This window comes from Acidithiobacillus sp. YTS05 (assembly GCF_024396695.1).
Lineage (GTDB): Bacteria > Pseudomonadota > Gammaproteobacteria > Acidithiobacillales > Acidithiobacillaceae > Igneacidithiobacillus > Igneacidithiobacillus copahuensis.
This window is the reverse complement of the sequence record NZ_CP094359.1, coordinates 828,861-846,998: the sequence shown is the minus strand read 5'-3', so window position 1 is coordinate 846,998 and position 18,138 is coordinate 828,861. Positions and strand designations below refer to the sequence as shown.

Below are 18,138 nucleotides of genomic sequence, written 5' to 3'. Positions count from 1 at the left end.
GATCACTCCACCCGGTAGTTGGGAGCTTCTTTGGTGATGTGCACGTCGTGGACATGGCTTTCGCGCACGCCGGCCTGGGTGATCTTGATGAATTTCGCGTCGCGCGCGAGCTGTGCCAGATCGGCGGCACCGAGATAGCCCATGCTGGAGCGCAATCCCCCCAGAAGCTGGTGGATGACCTGGGCCGCGGGCCCCTTGTAAGGCACCCGTCCCTCGACGCCCTCGGGCACCAGCTTGGGGGCCTCGGGACTGCTGGTATCCTGAAAATAGCGATCGGCCGAGCCCTGCTGCATCGCACCCAGGGAGCCCATACCACGATACGCCTTGAAGCTGCGCCCCTGATAGAGCTCGATCTCGCCCGGGGCCTCATCGGTACCGGCCAGCAGGCCGCCGACCATGACCGTGTGCGCACCCGCCGCCAAGGCCTTGGCGAAATCGCCAGAAAAGCGCACGCCACCATCGGCCACCAAGGGTACGTCGGTGCCTGCCAGGGCTTCCGCGACATTACTGATGGCGGTGACCTGCGGCACGCCCACCCCGGCCACCATGCGCGTGGTGCAGATGGAACCCGGCCCGATGCCGACCTTGACACCGTCCGCGCCGGCATCGACCAGGGCCTTCGCCGCCTCCGCCGTGGCGATGTTGCCGCCAATCACCTCGACCGAGGGGAAATGTTTTTTTACCCAGGTGACCCGGTCGAGTACGCCCTGGCTATGGCCATGGGCAGTATCGACAATGATCAGATCCACCCCGGCCTCGACCAGACGCTCGACGCGCTCGTCGGTGCCCGCGCCGACCCCGACCGCCGCTCCCACCAGCAGGCGCCCCAGACTGTCGCGACAGGCATTGGGATGGGCGGTGGCTTTGCTGATATCCTTGACGGTGATCAGCCCGCGCAGCTCAAAGCGGTCATTGATCACGAGGATTTTTTCGATGCGGTGTTTGTGCAGAAGATCCTTGGTGGTGTCGAGACTGCTGCCCTCGGCTACCGTCACCAGGCGCTCGCGCGGGGTCATGACACTGCTGACCGGCGCTTCCATGCGCGTCTCAAAGCGCAGATCGCGGTTGGTGACGATTCCTTCCAAACGGCCGTCCTCGCCAACCACCGGAACTCCAGAGATGCCGTGTCCGGCCATCAACAGCAAAACCTCGCGGATTGTGGCACCGGGACCGGTAACGATGGGGTCTTTGATGACACCTGCCTCGAACTTCTTCACCCGCCGGACCTGCGCCGCCTGCGCCTCGGGGCTCATGTTTTTGTGAATGATGCCAATGCCACCCTCCTGAGCCATGCAGATGGCCATCGCCGCCTCGGTGACAGTATCCATGGCGGCAGACAGCAGAGGGATGTTGATCTGCAGATTGCGACTCAGGCGGGTGCGAGTCTGAACATCGCGTGGCAGCACGGTCGAATGGGCGGGGACGAGCAAAACATCGTCAAAAGTCAGGGCTTCGCCAATCAGTTGCATCGGAGCTCCTCAAAATGAAAAGGGCCGGGCATCGCTGCACACCCAGCCCCGTCAGGCATACGCAATCATAGCTGCGGGGCGAAAAAAATGCCAATTTGCGCGGCCTGCTTCCCGCCGCTGGCGGGTGTGGTATTGCCCTGTTAGATTTGACGGCTTTCCACCCGCATGGGAGCCACGCAGATGCACTCTCGCAATAACAAAATCCGGACGGCTCTGCGCTGGGGCATCCTGCTGATTGCCAGTCTGGCGCTATCCTGGCTGTTCCAGGCCCTCGGCATCCCTGCTGCACCTCTTTTTGCCGCCATGCTCGCCGGGATCCTGCTGAGCAGTTGGGCGAGTGTTCCCTATGCCCGGGCCTTTCCCCACCTAGGGCAAGTTTTGCTCGGATCGGAGATTGGTTTGCTGTTCAGCAAGCCGGCGATGGCAATCATCCTGCAGCATTGGGCGCCAATCCTGCTCATCAGCGCAGCCACCCTGCTTCTTAGCCTCGCGATCGGCGTCCTCTTCAGTCGCTGGCAAGAAGTGGACAGCAGCACTGGATTATTGGGGATGACCGCGGGCGGCGCAGCCGGCATCACTGCCATTGCCCACGAGCTCGGCGCAGAGACCGGCTTGGTGGCTATCCTGCAGTATCTGCGCGTGGCGCTCGTGATGCTCAGTCTGCCCGTGGTCGTGTTATTGATCTTTTCCCATCCCGTCCAGGAGGCCACTCGTTTGCACGCCGCTCCCGCGAGCTGGTCCGGCACCGTGCTCCTGCTGGTTGGTGCCGCCGCCGCCGTGTGGATTGCCAGACGCATCCATCTCACCACGCCATATCTGCTGGGGCCGCTCTTCGTCAGTCTGACGCTGACGGCAAGCCAGAACAGTCCTACCCCGGCATTGCCCCACAGTCTGTTGCTCCTTGCCTACCTGCTGATTGGCTGGCAGGCGGGGTTACAACTATCGCTTGCGCGCATCCGCACCTATTTGCGGCTTCTGCCGCACGCCCTGGCGCTGATCGTTGTCCTGAACCTGCTCTGCGCCCTGCTAGGAGTCCTTCTTGCCCAACTGGTGGGAGTGAGCGATCTCGATGGCTATCTGGCCACCGCACCGGGGGCGCTCTATGCCGCCGTTGCCGTCAGTATGGCAGCCCACGGCAATGTGCTCTTTGTGCTCGGCGCCCATCTCGCGCGCTTGCTCATGATGCTGATTATCATGCCGCCGTTGGCACAACGCCTGCGACGCGAGCGGACGGTCAAGTAAACTCGGGCGGCGCCCGCTGCTCATCATTTCGAATATTGCCGATTTTTCGTATACACTGTTCGCGCTATTCGCCGGAGGGCTGGAATCATACTTTGGTCTCCCTGAAAAACTTCATTGCGGCACAGTTAGCCGAAGACGCCGTGCCGCCGCCCGCTTCCGTCGCGCAGACGCCATCCTTGCCTGCCGGGGCGCAGGTCATTGCGCGAGAGAAACACAACATCTCCCGCCGCCAGATTAGTGATGCCGCCCTGCAGGTTTTGAATGGCCTGCATCGCGCTGGCTATCAGGCCTATCTGGTGGGTGGCAGCGTGCGCGACCTGCTGCTTGGCCGCGAGCCCAAGGATTTCGATGTCTGTACCGACGCCCGGCCAGAGGAAGTGCGCAAGCTCTTTCGCCGCAATGCCCGCCTCATCGGTCGGCGCTTCATCCTGGCACACGTACAATTCGGCCGGGAGATCATCGAGGTAGCCACCTTCCGCGGTGGTGACAGCGACGGGCAAACCGTGAGCGCCAGTGGACGGATTCTCGCCGACAATGTCTACGGTACTCTGGAAGAAGACGCACAGCGCCGCGACTTCACCGCTAACGCCCTGTATTACAATATCGCTGACCGCAGCATCATCGATTTCTGGGGCGCCTGGGCCGATATCGAGGCACAGCGCCTGCGCATGATCGGCGAAGCAGCACAGCGCTTCCACGAAGATCCGGTGCGCATGCTCCGGGCGGCGCGATTTGCCGCCAAACTTGGGTTTCAACTCGATCCCGCCATTGAGTCCGCCATACCCGCCTGCCGCGAGCTGCTGCGCGAGGTGCCCCCAGCCCGCCTGTACGAAGAAACTGGCAAGCTGTTTCTTGCCGGCTTTGCCCAACAAAGCCTGGCTGCCTTGCAGCGCTATGGGCTCTTCGCAGCCCTCTTTCCGCAACTCGCGGAACTGCTGGAGCGCGCCGAGGAAGGGATTGCCCGCGAACTGATCCAACTCTCTCTGCGCAACACCGATGCACGGGTGGCTGCCGGCAAATCCGTGCATCCCGCCTTTCTCTTTGCCGCGATGCTCTGGCCAGTGCTGGTGGCGGAACAAGAGCGACTGATGCAGGAGGACAAGCCTGAGGTAGTAGCCATGCAGCAGGCGGCCAGTGCGGTGCTGGAAGAAAATCGTGGACAGATTGCCATACCGCGCCGCTTTACCTTGACGATCCGAGAAATCTGGGACCTGCAGGCACGGTTTCATCGTCGCGGCGGGCGGCGGCCTTATGCCCTGCTCGCCCATGCGCGTTTCCGCGCGGCCTTCGACTTTTTGCAGCTTCGTTGCGAGGCCGGTGCCGATCTTGGCGCCCTGGCGCAATGGTGGCAGCAATTTCAGGATGCCGATAGCGAGGGCCGCAAAGAGCTCATCGAAGCGGCTCGCCAGGAGGACCGGGACAGCGAATCTCCGCTCGGTCCCCTGCCCGCCGGCGAGGCCAAGCGCGGCAAACGGCGGCGACGGCGGCGACGAAATCCCAAACAGGCATCGGAACCCGTAGCCGCGCCAGAAGGCGAATAGGTTCCGCGCAGTGGTCCTCGACAGCGACCACGGAGAACTTCTGCAACGCCTTCAGAATTTCTGGCCGGCTACGCGCTTGCAGCAGCTTCGCTTTCTGGGCGCACAGGCCCATACCCTCGGTTCCCGGCTTTATCTGGTGGGCGGCGTCGTCCGTGATCTTTTCCTGGGCCGCGCGAGCCAGGACTGGGATCTTGCCATAGACGGACCTCTCGAACCGCTGCTTGCGGTATTGCAGGATCTGGGTTTCCAGTTGGACAAGCGTTCGCGGTTCGCTACTGCCAGCCTCACAAGCCCCGAGGGACTGCGCTGGGATCTGGCTCGTTGTCGCGGAGAGCGTTACCCCCAGCCCGCTGCCTTGCCCGAGGTTTTTCCCGCCGACATCTATACCGATCTGCAGCGCCGCGATTTTCGTTGCAATGCCATCGCCCTGCAGCTCGCCCCGGACACTTTTGCCGAGATCCTCGACCCGTTTCACGGATGCGCGGATCTCCGCAGCAGCACCCTCGAGGTACTGCATTCCCGATCCTTTCAGGACGATCCCACACGGATCCTGCGCGGACTGCGTTTTGCTCGACGCTTCGGCTTTTCTCTGGGTCCGCAAGCCCGTCAGCAACTGCACGAGGTGCTGGCAGCCAATGGCTTTGCCCATCTGAGTGGTACCCGACTGTTCCGCGAACTATCCCTGCTGCTCCAGCTTCCTGATCTGCCCGGTAACCTGCGCACATTTTGCGACTGGGGACTTGGCCCACTCTTACCGCCATTGGCATCCGCACCGGCCGCGATCTGGTTAGCCTTGCAGCGGCTCGAACAGTCTCTCGCTGCATACCAACGGCAATTTCAAGACAACATCGACCGGCCGGCAACGGCCCTCCTTCTGCTTGCCTACTTTACTGCTACGGAATTGCGAACAAGGCATTGGCAATATTGGCAGTGGACTCCGGATAGGGCTTGGCTGCACGACCTTGCCGCCTTGCCCGCGCGCCTACCGGGGCCTACGCCGGCCAAGCAGGCGCGCTACTGGCAGAGCTGGACGCCGGCAGGTATCCTGTGCGCTTTGGCCCTGCGGGAGGACCCGGAGCTGAGCCGCTCGGCCTGGCACTATCTGCAGGTACAGCGCTGGCAAAAGGTGCCGGTAGATGGTCGGGACCTCCAGAACTGGGGCATTCCCGCCGGCCCACAACTCGGCGATCTGCTTGCGCGTTTGCAGGATGCGACCTGGAACGGAGCCTTTGAAGACAAGGATGGAGCCCTGCGTTGGCTGAAACAAGAAAAGCTGCTGCCGTGATCGCCTGGGTAGGGATTGGCAGCAACCTGCAAGACCCCCGTGTGCAGGTGGCGCGGGCACGGGCGGCCTTGGCGGCGCTACCGCAATCGCGTTTGGACTGGGTTTCGCAAGACTATCTTTCGGAGCCCATCGGAGGAGTCGCGCAACCTCCCTTCGTCAATGCCGTGGCACGCCTGGAAACCTTTTTGTCGCCAAAAGACCTGCTCCAGGCCCTGCACAGCATCGAAGAGCAGGCCGGACGACAACGCACGCTAGAACTGGTCTGGGGCCCGCGGGTGCTGGATCTCGATCTCCTTGTCTATGGTGATCTGCGCAGCGAGGAGCCTGGTCTGCGCCTACCGCATCCGCAAATTGCTCACCGTGCCTTCGTACTGCAGCCCATGGCGGATTACGATCCCGGCCTGATGATCCCTGGCCTTGGCACCATCGCGCAACTGCTACCGGCGGTTGCCGACCAGCGCTTGGCGCCGGTGCCCTCGCCGACGGAGCCCGGCAGCGCGGAAGTCCGACGCTCATGCTGATTGTTGTCGAAGGCCCCATGGGGGCCGGAAAAACCAGTCTTACGCAGCTATTGGCCAGACATTTTGACGCGGAAACATGTCTGGAGATGCCGGGAGACAATCCCTTCCTGGCGGAGCTCTACGCCGATGGCCGCCACGCCCTGGCAACGGAACTGCATTTCTTGCTGCAGCGCTGTGCCCAGTGGCAGGCATTGCCCGCTGGCTGGTGTTTCAGCGATCACGGCCCGGACAAGGATTTGTTGTTCACCACGCAGACCCTGTCAGCAGCGGAGCGCGATCTCTATCTGCAGATTCGTGCCCGACTGTTACCGCAGCCACCCCAGGTAGATCTGATGATCTTCCTTGATGCACCGTTGGAGGTCCTCCATGCGCGCGTGCGGGCGCGCGGTGATCAATGGGATGCCGCCATGCAACGCGAATACCTGGCCGGAGTCCAGGCGCGCTATGCGGATTTTTTTGCCGGATATTCGGGTGCGGTCCTCGACCTGCGCGGCGAGAACCTGGACTTCGTCGCACACAAAAAGGATGCTAAAATCTTGACTGATTTAGTCGGGAATAAACTACACGAGTTGGGGTGGCGGAGTTGAGCAAACGGATCGATACCTGGATCGCGGCCAAGGAACGCGGGGAAAAGCGCGTCTTAGTGACGGCTTACGATCATCCCTTCGCCAAGCTGGCGGAAGAGGCCGGCGTCGATGGCGTCCTGGTTGGCGATTCCCTGGGGATGGTCGTCCAGGGTCATCGCGACACCTTGCAGGTGACACTGGAACAGATGGCCTATCACACCGAAATGGTGGCGCGCGCCTGTCAGCGCAGCTTGGTCTTTGCCGACCTCCCTTTGGGCAGCTACGAGGAAAGCCCGGCGCAGTGCTGGCGCTCCGCCAGCACCCTGCTGCGCGCAGGGGCCGAGGTGATCAAGTGGGAAGGCGGACTCGAATTCCGCGAGCACCTGGAATTTTCTGCGGCGCGCGGACTGAACGTCTGCGTACACCTTGGCCTGACCCCACAGCGCCTGCGCCAGTGGGGCGGCTTTCAGCGCCAGGCCACGACACCCGCGGCGGCAGAACGCCTGGAGCAGGAGGCCCTGACTCTGGCGCAATCCGGCGCCCGTTTCCTGCTCCTGGAAGCGGTTCCCGCTGAGCTTGCCGCGCGTATCTCGGCGCAGAGCCCCATCCCCGTCATCGGTATTGGTGCCGGGCCGGATACCGATGCCCAGGTTCTCGTGCTGCACGATGTTCTCGGCTTCGGCAAGGCCCCTCCCTTTGCCCGCGCCTTTGTCGATGGTGCGGCCCTGCTGCGCGCCGGACTCGGCGACTATGTGCAGGCGGTGCGCGAGCAATCCTTTCCCGGCAAAGCGGGTAAACGCTGATGCCCATTCTGCGCAATCCCGACAGCCTGCGGAACTGGCGACAGCAGCAGCGTGGCAGTCTGGCGCTGGTCCCCACCATGGGCCATCTCCATGCTGGGCACCTCGCGCTGCTGCGCCTTGCCCAGGCGCGGGCGGAGCAGGTACTGGTGAGCATCTACGTCAATCCCTTGCAGTTTGGCCCGGAAGAGGACTTTGCAAGCTATCCGCGCACGCTGGAGAGCGACCTGCAGCAACTGGCGGAGCACGGCTGCACGACCGTCTTCGTGCCCAGCGACGACGATCTCTATCCCCGGGGCGCTGCCGAACAAACACAGGTTGTCCCGCCCGAGCGGCTCAGCAGTATCCTCTGCGGTACGCAGCGGCCCGGACATTTCACCGGCGTGGCCACCATCGTCCTCAAATTGCTGCACCTGGCCCAGCCAGACATCCTGGTCTTGGGGGAAAAGGATTATCAACAATACCGCATTGTCGGGCAGATGCTCGACGACCTGAATCTTCCCGTCCAGCTCCTTTGTGGACCGACCCAGCGCGATGGCGACGGCCTGGCCCGGAGTTCCCGCAACAGCCGCCTGACATCCGAACAGCGCATCCTGGCGCCACGCCTCGCGACCGAACTGCGACAGCTCTGCCAGCTTCCTGTGGGTAGCCTGGTACAGGCTCCAGCCCGGGACGCCAGAGAGCGTCTGCAGGCGGCGGGCTTTGCCGTGGACTATCTGGAACTGCGGAACAGTGAAAGTCTGGAACCCGTGAGCGAGATCCGGCCCGGGGCACGCTGGCTGGCTGCTGCCCGCCTGGGCGATGTGCGACTGATCGACAACATGGTGATTCCGTGAGCGAACGACGCGAAATTCCCTACAACTACACCTCCTTTTCCGACCGCGAGATCGTCTGCCGATTCCTTGGGGACGAAGCCTGGGAGACCCTGGAAACGCTGCGCGGGCAGCGGGTCACCGGGCGTTCGGCGCGGATGCTCTTCGAGGTACTGGGCGATCTCTGGGTGGTGGCGCGCAACCCCTATCTGCAGGAGGACCTCTCCTCCGACTCCAAGCGACGCCGTGCCCTCTGGCAGGCCCTGGAGCACCGCCTGGACGAGATTGCCCAGCGCGCCGAAGGCAATGCTCTGGTTTTGCAGCTCCTCGATCGCTGCCGCGGCGCCAAGCAACGTTTCATCGCGAACTTCGATGCCGAGCGCGAGCTGCGCAAGCGGGCGGGGCAGGCCCTGGCCAAGGTCAGCCCCAAAGATCATGTGGACTTCAGCCCCTATGCCCGGGTAGCACACGTCACCGATGCCTCGGATTGGCGCGTCGAGCTGCCGCTGGTGGTCCTCTACCCAGCAACGGAAGCAGAACTGGCTGAGCAGGTACGCGTCTGTCGCGAACTGCAGCTGGCCATCATCCCGCGCGGCGGCGGTACCGGCTATACCGGCGGGGCGATCCCCCTGACACCGCGCAGCGCCGTCATCAATACCGAAAAACTGGACTCCCTATCGGCGATACAGGAAGTCGCCCTGCCCGACTGCGATGCCCTGGTGCCCGTCGTCGAAGCCGGCGCGGGAGTAGTCACCAAGGTGGTTGCTGACCTGGCCGAAAGCGCCGGGCTGGTCTTTGCCGTCGACCCCACCTCTCTCGATGCCTCCACCATCGGCGGCAACATCGCCATGAATGCGGGCGGCAAAAAGGCGGTACTCTGGGGCACCACCCTGGATAACCTGGCCTCCTGGCGCATGGTCATGCCCGATGCCCGCTGGCTGGAGGTCGAACGCCTGGATCACAACCTGGGCAAGATCCACGACCAGGAGCAGGTGCGCTTTCGCATCACCCGCTACGAGGCGGATGGCAAAACCCCCGTAGCCGCACCCGAGATCCTCGAACTCCCCGGTGGCGGTTTTCGCAAGGCCGGATTGGGCAAGGATGTCACCGACAAGGCCCTGGGGGGCTTGCCGGGCATCCAGAAGGAAGGTTGCGACGGCATCATCACCTCCGGGCGCTTCATTCTGCACCGCATGCCTAAGCACCTGCGCACGGTCTGTCTGGAGTTTTACGGCAAGGACCTGGAGCCGGCGGTCGCTGCCATCGTCGAGCTCAAGAACTATGTAGAAGGTCGGGCGGAGGTGCTGCTGACCGGTCTGGAGCACCTCGACGAGCGGTACATCAAGGCGGTCAAGTACAGCAACAAGGCGCCGCGGCGCGAGCGCCCGCGCATGCTGCTGCTGGCCGACATTGCCAGCGACGATGCCGACGCCGTCGGCGCCTGTGCCTCGGCGCTGGTGCGCTTGGCCAATGCCCGCGGCGCCGAAGGCTTCATCGCCACCACCCCCGAGTCGCGACGTCGCTTCTGGGCCGACCGTAGCCGTACCGCAGCGATTGCTGCGCATACCAACGCCTTCAAGATCAATGAAGATGTCGTCATCCCCCTCGATCGGCTGGGCGAATATACCCGCGCCGTCGAGCGCCTAAATATCGAACAGTCGATTGCCAATAAACTGCGCATCATCGATGCTTTGCAAGGCTATCTGCAGGGAGAGATGCCGGAGCTGCGGCGGGTGAAGGATTTTGAGGACAGCGCCGAAGAGCGCGCCATCGTGGCGGGCAAACGAGAAGCGGCGCTTGCCCTCCTCCAGGAAGTCCACGGTCGCTGGGAGCATTATCTTGCCCATCTTGACCAGCCCGCCGAGGAGTTACTCCCCAGCGTACCCGCGGAAGAGCAAGGGCAGATCGATCCCCAGCAGAGCCTCTTGCAGTTGCTCTTGCGGCGCGATCTGCGCATCAGTTACCGCCAGGACATCGGCAAGCCCCTGGAAGAGCTCTTCGCGGGGGAGCGCTTCACCGGGGTACTGGGCGAGATCCGGCGCATCCACGAGAGGGTCCGGCGTACGCGCATCTTTGTCGCCCTGCACATGCACGCTGGCGACGGCAACATTCACACCAACCTACCCGTGCTCTCTTCCGACCGCGAGATGCTGCAGGAGGCCGACCGGGTCGTCGACCGCATCATGGAGGTCGCTAAGGAGTTGGGCGGCGTCATCTCCGGTGAGCACGGCATCGGCATCACCAAGATGCGCTGGCTGGAGCCAGAAAAGATGGCAGCCTTCCAGCAATACAAGGCGCAGGTCGATCCGGATGGGGTCTTTAATCCGGGTAAACTGCTGCCCGGTTCGGGACTGGAAAGCGCCTATACCCCGTCACTGCAACTGGTGGAGCAGGAGGCGCTGATTCTCGAGGCGAGCGAGCTCGACAGCCTCAACCGCGAGATCAAGGACTGCCTGCGTTGCGGTAAGTGCAAGCCAGTCTGCATGACCCATGTGCCACGCGCCAATCTGCTCTATTCGCCGCGCAACAAGATCCTGGCGACAGGGCTTTTGATCGAGGCCTTTCTCTACGAAGAGCAGACCCGGCGCGGGGTATCGCAGCAGCATTTTCAGGCCCTGGAAGATGTTGCCGACCATTGCACCACCTGCCACAAGTGCATGACCCCCTGTCCGGTGGATATCGATTTTGGCGAGGTCTCGGTGCACATTCGCAATCTTCTGCGCGCGCGCGGCGAAAAGACCTTCAGCGCCGGTACCCGGCTGGCCATGAGCTATCTCAACGCCAGTGACCCGCAGACCGTACACTTCCTGCGCCGTGGCGTGCTGCAGCCCGCCTATCAGGCGCAGGCCCTGGCGCACCGCATCGTCCGGCCCCTGCTACCCAAGGGTGAGGCGCCGGCTACCACGGGCAAGGCCGATATCCGCGCCGAGGTCATTCACTTCTTGCGCAAGCCGCTGCCGACCGACATGGGGGCGCAGACCATGCGCCAGATTCTCGGCATCGTCGACCACGAAACCGTGCCCATTCTGCGCGATCCGCAGACCGCCCCGGACAGCGAGGCAGTATTCTACTTTCCCGGCTGTGGCAGCGAGCGCCTGTTCAGCCAGATTGGTCTGGCCACCCTCGCCATGCTCTATCGCGTGGGAGTACAGACGGTGCTGCCCCCCGGCTATCTTTGCTGCGGCTACCCGCAGACCGCTGCCGGTCAGGAAGACAAGGGGCAGGAAATCTCGGTGCGCAATCAAGTGCTCTTTCACCGCGTGGCCAACACCCTCAACTATCTGGATATCAAGACCGTCATCCTGTCTTGCGGCACCTGCATGGACCAGTTGCTCAAGTACCAGTTTGAGCAGATCTTTCCCGGCTGCCGCCTGCTCGACATCCATGAGTTTCTCATGGAGAAGGGGGTGCGCATGGAAGGCGTTGCCGGCGTGCAGTATCTCTACCATGACCCTTGTCATAGTCCGATGAAGACGCACAAGCCGCTGACCGTGGCGGAGACCCTGCTCGGCCAGCCGGTGCGCGGCTCCGAGCGCTGCTGCGGCGAAGCCGGTACCCTGGCCAGTAGTCGTCCGGATATCGCGACGCAACTGCGCGCGCGCAAGGAAGAAGTCCTGCACCAGGACATCCAGGCCCTCACCGGCGCGCCCAAGGCGCAGGGTGGCAACGTCAAGTTGCTGACTTCCTGCCCGGCCTGTCAGCAGGGTCTGGAACGCTACCGTCTGGATACCGGCCTCGATACCGACTATATCGTCGTCGAACTCGCCAAGGCACAGATGGGGGTCGATTGGGCGCGACAATTTGCCGAGGCCGCCCGCAATGGTGGCATCGAACGGGTCTTACTGTAGGGATGACGCACGCGTTTACCCGAGCCGACCTGCGCATCCAACTTCTTTCCGCCATCGCCGCCTCCGCCGACGTGACGGCATTCCTGCGCTTTCACGACGTTTTTACCTCGGCCATGACCGGCAATCTCGCCCTCCTCGGTCTGGCCTTGGGGCAAGGACACTTGGCCTTGGCTACCCACTCCCTCCTGGCCCTCATCGGTTTCATCATTGGCGCCGTAGCCGCCAGCGCTTTGGGAGCAACAGCTCTCGGACGCGGTGAACGCATCCTCTTTCTGGAGCTGCTGGGCCTGTGGATCTTTGCCGCGGGCTGGTGGCTCTGGGGCTTTCCCGCCGGCGGCGGGCCGCTGGCAATAATGATTCTCGGTTCTGCGGTGGCCATGGGGACGCAAAGCGTCCTCGCACGCCGAGTCAACGTGGCCGGCGTTCCCTCGGTAGTGTTCACCAACACCCTGACCAGCATCCTGATCAGCCTTACCCAGGCCCTGCAAAAGCGGGAAAAACCCGGCTGGGTGACGATGCAGCAGCTCGCCGCCCTGCTCGCCTACGCGGGCGGCGCGGTTTTCATCGCGGCACTGCTCTGGCTGAGCCCGGTGCTGGCGGTCAATCTGCCCTGGCTGGCGTTGCTCGGGGTGTGGTTTTTGGGACGGCATGAAGCAGCTGCATGAAGACCGTGCCGTGCCGATCCCCCTCGACGGCATCCTCGACCTGCACCAGTTTCGCCCAGCCGAAGTCAACGATCTGGTCCGCGAGTATCTGCGCGCCTGTCGCGCTGCGGGAGTCCTGCGAGTCCGCATCATCCATGGCAAAGGCAAGGGCGTTCTGCGCCGGCGGGTGCATACCATCCTGCGCCACGAAACAGCGGTACGGGCCTTCGGCCTTGCCCAGGACCGCAGCAGCTGGGGGGCCACCTGGGTCGATCTCTACCCCGCCGACGTCATTCCGCCCGCCAAGGCCGCCCCGGATGTCGAGAATGCAGTCAGCAAGCCGCCATTCTGGTATCGTATGCTGCAGTCAATTTTTCTCAAAAAGTAATCTATGGAAGAAGAAGGCGTCACCAAGTTCCAACTCCATTGGCAGGCGGGCGACGCTCCCGCCCCGGAGTTTATCCGCGAACTGGAGTTCTGGCGCAGCCGTCTGCGCGCCATCGGCGGCATTGGCGCAGACCCCAGGCGCTATGGGGGCATCGGTTTTGGCAATCTGAGCCGTCGCTGCACTGAAGGCTTCTGGATTACCGGCACGCAAACCGGGGAGCTGGCCAGCCTCGGTCCCCAGCACTACAGTCTCGTCGAAAACTGGGATATTGATGCCAATACCATCTGGGCACGCGGACCGGTGGCGCCCTCCTCCGAGTCCATGAGCCACGCGGCACTCTATGATCTGCGGCCAGACATCCACTGGGTATTTCACGCGCACCTGCCCGAACTGTGGAGGCGTGCGGCAGCACTGGATCTGCCACGCACCCCAGCCGATGTAGAGTACGGTACGCCGGCTATGGCCGCAGCGGTACGAGACATCGCCCGCCATGCCAGATTACCGGTGCTGCTCAGCATGACCGGCCATGAAGATGGCATTCTGGTGGCGGGCCAGCAGGCCGACGATTGCGGCGAGGCTTTGCTGCGCGCCATCGCCCGCGCCAGCTGAAGGGCGTTATTCCTGAATCACTTCCAGCGCTCCGGCCTCGAGCAGCGCTGCCTCGGCAATGGCCGCCGCCTGGGGATCAAAACCGCCATAGATGGCCGCAATAGCCGGTTTCTCTGCAAACTCCGCCGCTTCCATACGCGGATTTTCACGCAGCAGCAGTTGCAACGCCGACTGCAGTTCCATCGGCGCATCCTGCAGTTCGGCCAGCTGCTCGCGAACTTTGCTCAAGGCCACCTGCATCGCATCGGCACTGGGAAACAACACTTTAAGAAGAAACACGGATCCTCCAGGAGCGGGAAATATTATTGCCCATGATACGCGCGATGCTTGCGCTCGATCCACAATTACGGGCGATCCGTTTCAGGAGTTCATTCCTTCTCCATTCCCCGGCGGCGCCATTTTGCGTACACTGGGCACTTCGGAGGTGTGGCAGAGCGGTTGATTGCACCGGTCTTGAAAACCGGCAGGGGTTCACGCCCCTCGTGAGTTCGAATCTCACCGCCTCCGCCAAATCTCCCAGTTCTATTGGGTTCCCCGGACAGTTAAAGCGTAAAACCCGCCTAAAAACCAGCCTACGCAGCGGGCTCTGCGCGTGCCTTGCACCTGTCGCAAAATCGGTGCCCGGCGTGGGCGCTCCAGAACTCAACCCGGCAGACGATACAGCGGCGCACCTTCACGCGCGGGTCCTCCGGGCGGAACCAAGGCGGGACATGCCCGCCTGTCCCGCGTGGCGGCTCAAGCAACCGCTTCTTCGTCGTCATCGCCCGCGGCCTCCGCAATCGCCTGCCGGGAAAGGGCCAGCGCGATCTTCGACAAGGGGCTGGCCTTCGCGCGTTCAAACTCCCGGTTTGCCTCGGCTGCGCTCCGGTAAGCAAGCTGCACACCTTCGAGCTTCGCATGCATGCGCCCCCAGACATCGCCCAGCATCCGCTCCGCTAGGGCGGCTACGGAGAACGGGCGGCGTTCCTTCGGGCGACGGTCCACTACCGTGACAATGGCGGCAGCCAGCACTAGGTCATTGGTCATAATTGCGGCGCGGGCGGTGGTCTCCAGCTCAACCGGCCCGGCCCCTTCGAGCTGGAGCTGGTACTGGGTGCGCTTCGGGTCGCCCAAGGCAATCCGGCCCAGCATCGACACCGGCGACGCGTAGAGACTAGAGAGGGCTGCGGCTTCGTCCGCGTAGGTTTTCAGGCCGGTAAGCATAGCGGCCCGTTCCTCCGCGGAGCTGGCGAGCAATTGGCGGTACATATTCGCGGCCTTGTTTGCTGCCGATCTTCGGGACGCAGCAAGGATGGTGGCACGGTCTTCGACGGGAGTGCCACGGACAAAGTCTTGGGCCTCCCGGCTGTAGGCATCGCGGGCATTCGCCACCTGCGCTTGTAGCTTTTCGATCTTTCGGGAGAATGCGGTGGCCGTTTCGGTCGCGCGGTCGCTTAGGTACTGAATGCGCTCCTCGTTTACCGTCACGCCAGAGGGAACTGCGGAAAAGTCGATTGCTGTCATAAAAGTAGGCCTCCTATCTCGGGGAAGACCGACACGCGGGGCTCTTCCCACTAGCTCGGCAAGGGCGCCATTGCCCGTGCCCAGGCAAGCGGTAGCTCGCCTAGGCCTAAGAATACCGCCCCGGCGCAGTCGCGGTAAAGGGTTTTGTCTTTACTTTTCAATACGTTGGGTAGGTCACACAAGCACAATCCGGCGGTCCCGGCTGCTCCCCTCCGGCATGGGCACGAAACCGGACACCGCGACACGTCCCGCGGCGCTCCCGGCGATCAGATAGCTGGTGGCGTCGAGCATGTGGTCATTCGCGGAACTGTCCACGTCCTCCGGGTTGCGCGAATCGCGCGGAAGGGCAGGAACCGTCGCCAGCCAGTAGCGACAGCGCGAAGCGACGAAGAACTCACCATTAGCCATAAGCTGCTTCAGCAACTCGAATCGCGGCACCCGCGCGCCCTTCCGGGCGGGCGATACCCGCATCCCGGCCTCGCGGAACAAGTCAGCAATCGACGCCTCAGCCCGGCCTGCGGTGCGGGCTTCGGCGGCAGAGTCGATCACTCCAGCGGCGCGGGTGCCGTTCCGCAAGGCGATCTCGTGGAGAGAGGGCGCGATCTGCCCGGGTGTACGGCCCGTCCCCCGGCTCATGTTCTTCGGGTCGCACTCGAAATGCTCGTCATAGATTACCCAAGCCCCCTTGGGCATCACGCGATCATCGGACAAGCGCACGTCATAGGCGAGTTTCCCGCCCAAGACTACCGCGCAGGGCGCGGCGGAGCCCCAGTCAATCGACAAGCGCAATGACCCGAACGTATCCGGCGGGACTTCGTGATGGTCGAATACCGCGCGGGCGCGGTCCCAGCAGCCCCCGAAGTAATCGCCCACGATTGCCGACCAATCGCCGTGCCGGTGCGCCCGGTACAGCGCCGGGTCCGTATGGGCAAGGACGGAGAAGTTGCGCTTGTAGGCTTCCGGCAGGTGCGGGTTGTCGTCAACGGTTGAGGGCGCATACACCCAAGTCTGGTCAGCGAACCGGAAAGGTGTCCAAGGCTCGCGGCCCGTAACGTACCGCTCCGCGAGGGCGGAATGGTTCGCACCGCCCGGATTCCCCGCCAAGATCATGCGCAACGGGACGCCCGGCGCGCGTAGGGTCAGCGCAAGGGCGTCGATCACGGGCAGCTCCGGGCCTTCGCCAGCCTCGTCTACCGCGATCAGCGAGAAGGTCATGCCCTGTACCGTGTCTTGTAGGGCGGCGTTCGATTCGCAGTGCGTGAGCTGGACGGTCGCGCCGTTCGGAAGGCGAAATACGTTGTCGTTCAAGTTGTAGCTCAACCCGGAGCCATAGGCGGCGCGGAACAAGCCGCGCAGCTCCTCCGCGAACTGTAGCAGGGACTTCAACCGGCGGCGCGTCACAAGCACGCGGGCGCGGGCTCGGTACTGGTCGCAGTGGCGAAGGATAAGCAACTGCAAGGCAAAAGACTTCCCGCCACCACGGCCACCGCCCAAGAACACAAAGTGGTCCTCGGGGATGCTAAGAACGGTTGCTTGGAAGGGAGTCGGGCGAATCGTCTGGGCGGATTGGTTAGACCCGGTCACGGTTGACATCAATTATCCTCCCGTAGTCGTCCGGGGATAGCGCGGCGTTAATCTGGATCAGCACGCGGGGTGCGTCCTCTTGGCTGCCGTCCTCGCGCCCGATCTTATAGAGCCTGTCGCCCAGCCACTCGGCGGCGCGGGTGTCGCCTTCCAGCATCTTGGCCCTCATAAAGGCGATAACCTCCCCGGCTCCCTCTGCCCGACCTTCCTCTAGGGCTTGCGCCAGCGGCGATAGGTCGCCATCGGCGGTGTCCTTTTTAAGCGCGCGCCATTGCGGGTAGGTAAGCCCAAGTGCGCGCCTAATCGCGGGCTCCCGGCATCCTTCGGCGGCCATTTCCCGCACCACGTTCAACGAATCTTCGGGCAGTCCCTTGGTTTCCAGATCGCGGAGATGACCCTTGGTCAGTTTCGTATTACGGCTCACGCTTCGGCATCCTCCGCGGCGAGGGCGGCATCTGCGGCGGCTTCGGCGGCGGCCATTTCCCGTTTTATGCGACTGATGGCCGATATGCCTACGCGGGTGATTGTACGGATGCGGGACGGCTTCACCCCGGCCCGCAGTAGCGAAGCGATCTTGTCCTCAAGACCGCGGGATGTGCGCGGCGGCCCTATCCGCACGCCCTTGGCCCGCGCCTTACGGTGGCCCCGGCGCAGAGCCTCTACGCGCACCGCTCGGTCGAAAGCAACCACGGCGGACACCGCCTGAAGGAACTCAGCGCCGTCGGGAGTCAGCGTGTCCAGCTCAAGATCAGCGACGTATAGCCCAGCACCGGCAACGGCCAGCTCGCGCAGCAGTTCCTCTAGGTCGCCCACACTACGGGCCAGCCGGTCAAGGGAAACAATGGCGATTCCCTCCGCGCCGCCCCGCATCGCGTCGTAGATCGCGCGGTCACGCTTCGGGCGAGGGTCGCGTGCTGCCTTCGCCTCCACGTTCTCGTCAACGTACTCGTCCACCACCTCGTGCCCAGCAGCGGCGCAGCGCTCGCGGAGAATAGCGAACTGCTCTTCAGCGGAAGGGTCGGTGTCGAGGGACCGGCGGGCGTAAAGAACGAATCGTGCCATGGTCGTTTTGCTCCTGTCGAAAAGGAATATGAGCCCGATTCTACCGACCGGGACACGACAGATAAAGGTTTTAGGCGGGTGCGTAGGCGGGATTGTCACAAAAAAATGCTATAAAATCCAGATAATTGTGGAATATCGGCGGAGAACTTCTCCGCCTTGCTACCATCTTAGGATGTCTCGCGGTCCCAAAATTTGTGGAAAATTGGCAAATTTGGGTGGCGAAAGACCATTGCTGTACTTACCCTACAGCCCACCTAGCGCGGA

General features: G+C 63.1%; 17 protein-coding genes and 1 tRNA gene. 12 read left to right on the top strand and 6 right to left on the bottom strand.

Annotated elements, in window-relative coordinates:
- Positions 1-2 precede the first annotated feature (2 nt).
- The gene (gene guaB, locus MQE22_RS04235; protein WP_215872474.1) at positions 3-1,469 is read right to left on the bottom strand and encodes an IMP dehydrogenase; all 1,467 of its coding nucleotides are present in this window, start codon (positions 1,467-1,469) and stop codon (positions 3-5) included.
- A 180-nt stretch (positions 1,470-1,649) separates the two neighbouring features.
- Between guaB and MQE22_RS04230 the strand changes: the two genes are divergently transcribed.
- The 11 genes from MQE22_RS04230 (at position 1,650) to MQE22_RS04180 (ending at position 13,725) form a co-directional block, all read left to right on the top strand.
- On the top strand, positions 1,650-2,711 hold the full coding sequence (locus MQE22_RS04230; protein WP_215872475.1) for an AbrB family transcriptional regulator: 1,062 nt from the start codon (positions 1,650-1,652) through the stop codon (positions 2,709-2,711).
- A 92-nt stretch (positions 2,712-2,803) separates the two neighbouring features.
- Positions 2,804-4,252, top strand: coding sequence for a polynucleotide adenylyltransferase PcnB (gene pcnB, locus MQE22_RS04225; protein WP_215872476.1), 1,449 nt, complete (start codon positions 2,804-2,806; stop codon positions 4,250-4,252).
- 10 nt (positions 4,253-4,262) lie between these two features.
- Positions 4,263-5,537, top strand: a complete 1,275-nt coding sequence (locus MQE22_RS04220; protein ID WP_215872477.1) for a tRNA nucleotidyltransferase/poly(A) polymerase family protein — start codon at positions 4,263-4,265, stop codon at positions 5,535-5,537.
- Positions 5,507-6,058, top strand: coding sequence for a 2-amino-4-hydroxy-6-hydroxymethyldihydropteridine diphosphokinase (gene folK, locus MQE22_RS04215; RefSeq protein ID WP_226827590.1), 552 nt, complete (start codon positions 5,507-5,509; stop codon positions 6,056-6,058). Before MQE22_RS04220 ends, folK begins: the two co-directional genes overlap by 31 nt.
- A complete protein-coding gene (locus MQE22_RS04210; protein WP_215872478.1) occupies positions 6,052-6,645 on the top strand; it encodes a deoxynucleoside kinase in 594 nt (197 codons plus the stop codon). Before folK ends, MQE22_RS04210 begins: the two co-directional genes overlap by 7 nt.
- On the top strand, positions 6,642-7,427 hold the full coding sequence (gene panB / locus MQE22_RS04205; RefSeq protein ID WP_215872490.1) for a 3-methyl-2-oxobutanoate hydroxymethyltransferase: 786 nt from the start codon (positions 6,642-6,644) through the stop codon (positions 7,425-7,427). The genes MQE22_RS04210 and panB overlap by 4 nt, the downstream gene beginning before the upstream one ends.
- On the top strand, positions 7,427-8,260 hold the full coding sequence (panC, locus tag MQE22_RS04200) for a pantoate--beta-alanine ligase (RefSeq protein ID WP_215872479.1): 834 nt from the start codon (positions 7,427-7,429) through the stop codon (positions 8,258-8,260). The genes panB and panC overlap by 1 nt, the downstream gene beginning before the upstream one ends.
- On the top strand, positions 8,257-12,084 hold the full coding sequence (locus tag MQE22_RS04195) for a DUF3683 domain-containing protein (protein ID WP_215872480.1): 3,828 nt from the start codon (positions 8,257-8,259) through the stop codon (positions 12,082-12,084). Before panC ends, MQE22_RS04195 begins: the two co-directional genes overlap by 4 nt.
- A 2-nt stretch (positions 12,085-12,086) precedes the next feature.
- A complete protein-coding gene (locus MQE22_RS04190) occupies positions 12,087-12,749 on the top strand; it encodes a YoaK family protein (RefSeq protein ID WP_215872481.1) in 663 nt (220 codons plus the stop codon).
- Positions 12,733-13,116, top strand: a complete 384-nt coding sequence (locus tag MQE22_RS04185) for a Smr/MutS family protein (protein ID WP_215872482.1) — start codon at positions 12,733-12,735, stop codon at positions 13,114-13,116. Before MQE22_RS04190 ends, MQE22_RS04185 begins: the two co-directional genes overlap by 17 nt.
- A 3-nt stretch (positions 13,117-13,119) precedes the next feature.
- Positions 13,120-13,725, top strand: coding sequence for a class II aldolase/adducin family protein (locus tag MQE22_RS04180; protein WP_215872483.1), 606 nt, complete (start codon positions 13,120-13,122; stop codon positions 13,723-13,725).
- 6 nt (positions 13,726-13,731) lie between these two features.
- On the opposite strand, the gene MQE22_RS04175 is transcribed toward MQE22_RS04180, so the two are convergent.
- On the bottom strand, positions 13,732-14,004 hold the full coding sequence (locus MQE22_RS04175; RefSeq protein WP_215872484.1) for a hypothetical protein: 273 nt from the start codon (positions 14,002-14,004) through the stop codon (positions 13,732-13,734).
- A 141-nt stretch (positions 14,005-14,145) separates the two neighbouring features.
- Between MQE22_RS04175 and MQE22_RS04170 the strand changes: the two genes are divergently transcribed.
- Positions 14,146-14,235 (top strand) — tRNA-Ser (locus MQE22_RS04170).
- Between the two features lie 225 nt (positions 14,236-14,460).
- Here MQE22_RS04170 and MQE22_RS04165 read toward each other — a convergent pair.
- From MQE22_RS04165 to MQE22_RS04150, 4 genes are all read right to left on the bottom strand, one after another.
- The gene (locus MQE22_RS04165; protein ID WP_255790158.1) at positions 14,461-15,228 is read right to left on the bottom strand and encodes a hypothetical protein; all 768 of its coding nucleotides are present in this window, start codon (positions 15,226-15,228) and stop codon (positions 14,461-14,463) included.
- 174 nt (positions 15,229-15,402) lie between these two features.
- On the bottom strand, positions 15,403-16,821 hold the full coding sequence (locus MQE22_RS04160; protein WP_255790156.1) for a PBSX family phage terminase large subunit: 1,419 nt from the start codon (positions 16,819-16,821) through the stop codon (positions 15,403-15,405).
- A complete protein-coding gene (locus MQE22_RS04155) occupies positions 16,799-17,236 on the bottom strand; it encodes a hypothetical protein (RefSeq protein ID WP_255790154.1) in 438 nt (145 codons plus the stop codon). The genes MQE22_RS04160 and MQE22_RS04155 overlap by 23 nt, the downstream gene beginning before the upstream one ends.
- A complete protein-coding gene (locus MQE22_RS04150; RefSeq protein ID WP_255790152.1) occupies positions 17,233-17,874 on the bottom strand; it encodes a recombinase family protein in 642 nt (213 codons plus the stop codon). The genes MQE22_RS04155 and MQE22_RS04150 overlap by 4 nt, the downstream gene beginning before the upstream one ends.
- Positions 17,875-18,138: the final 264 nt, after the last annotated feature.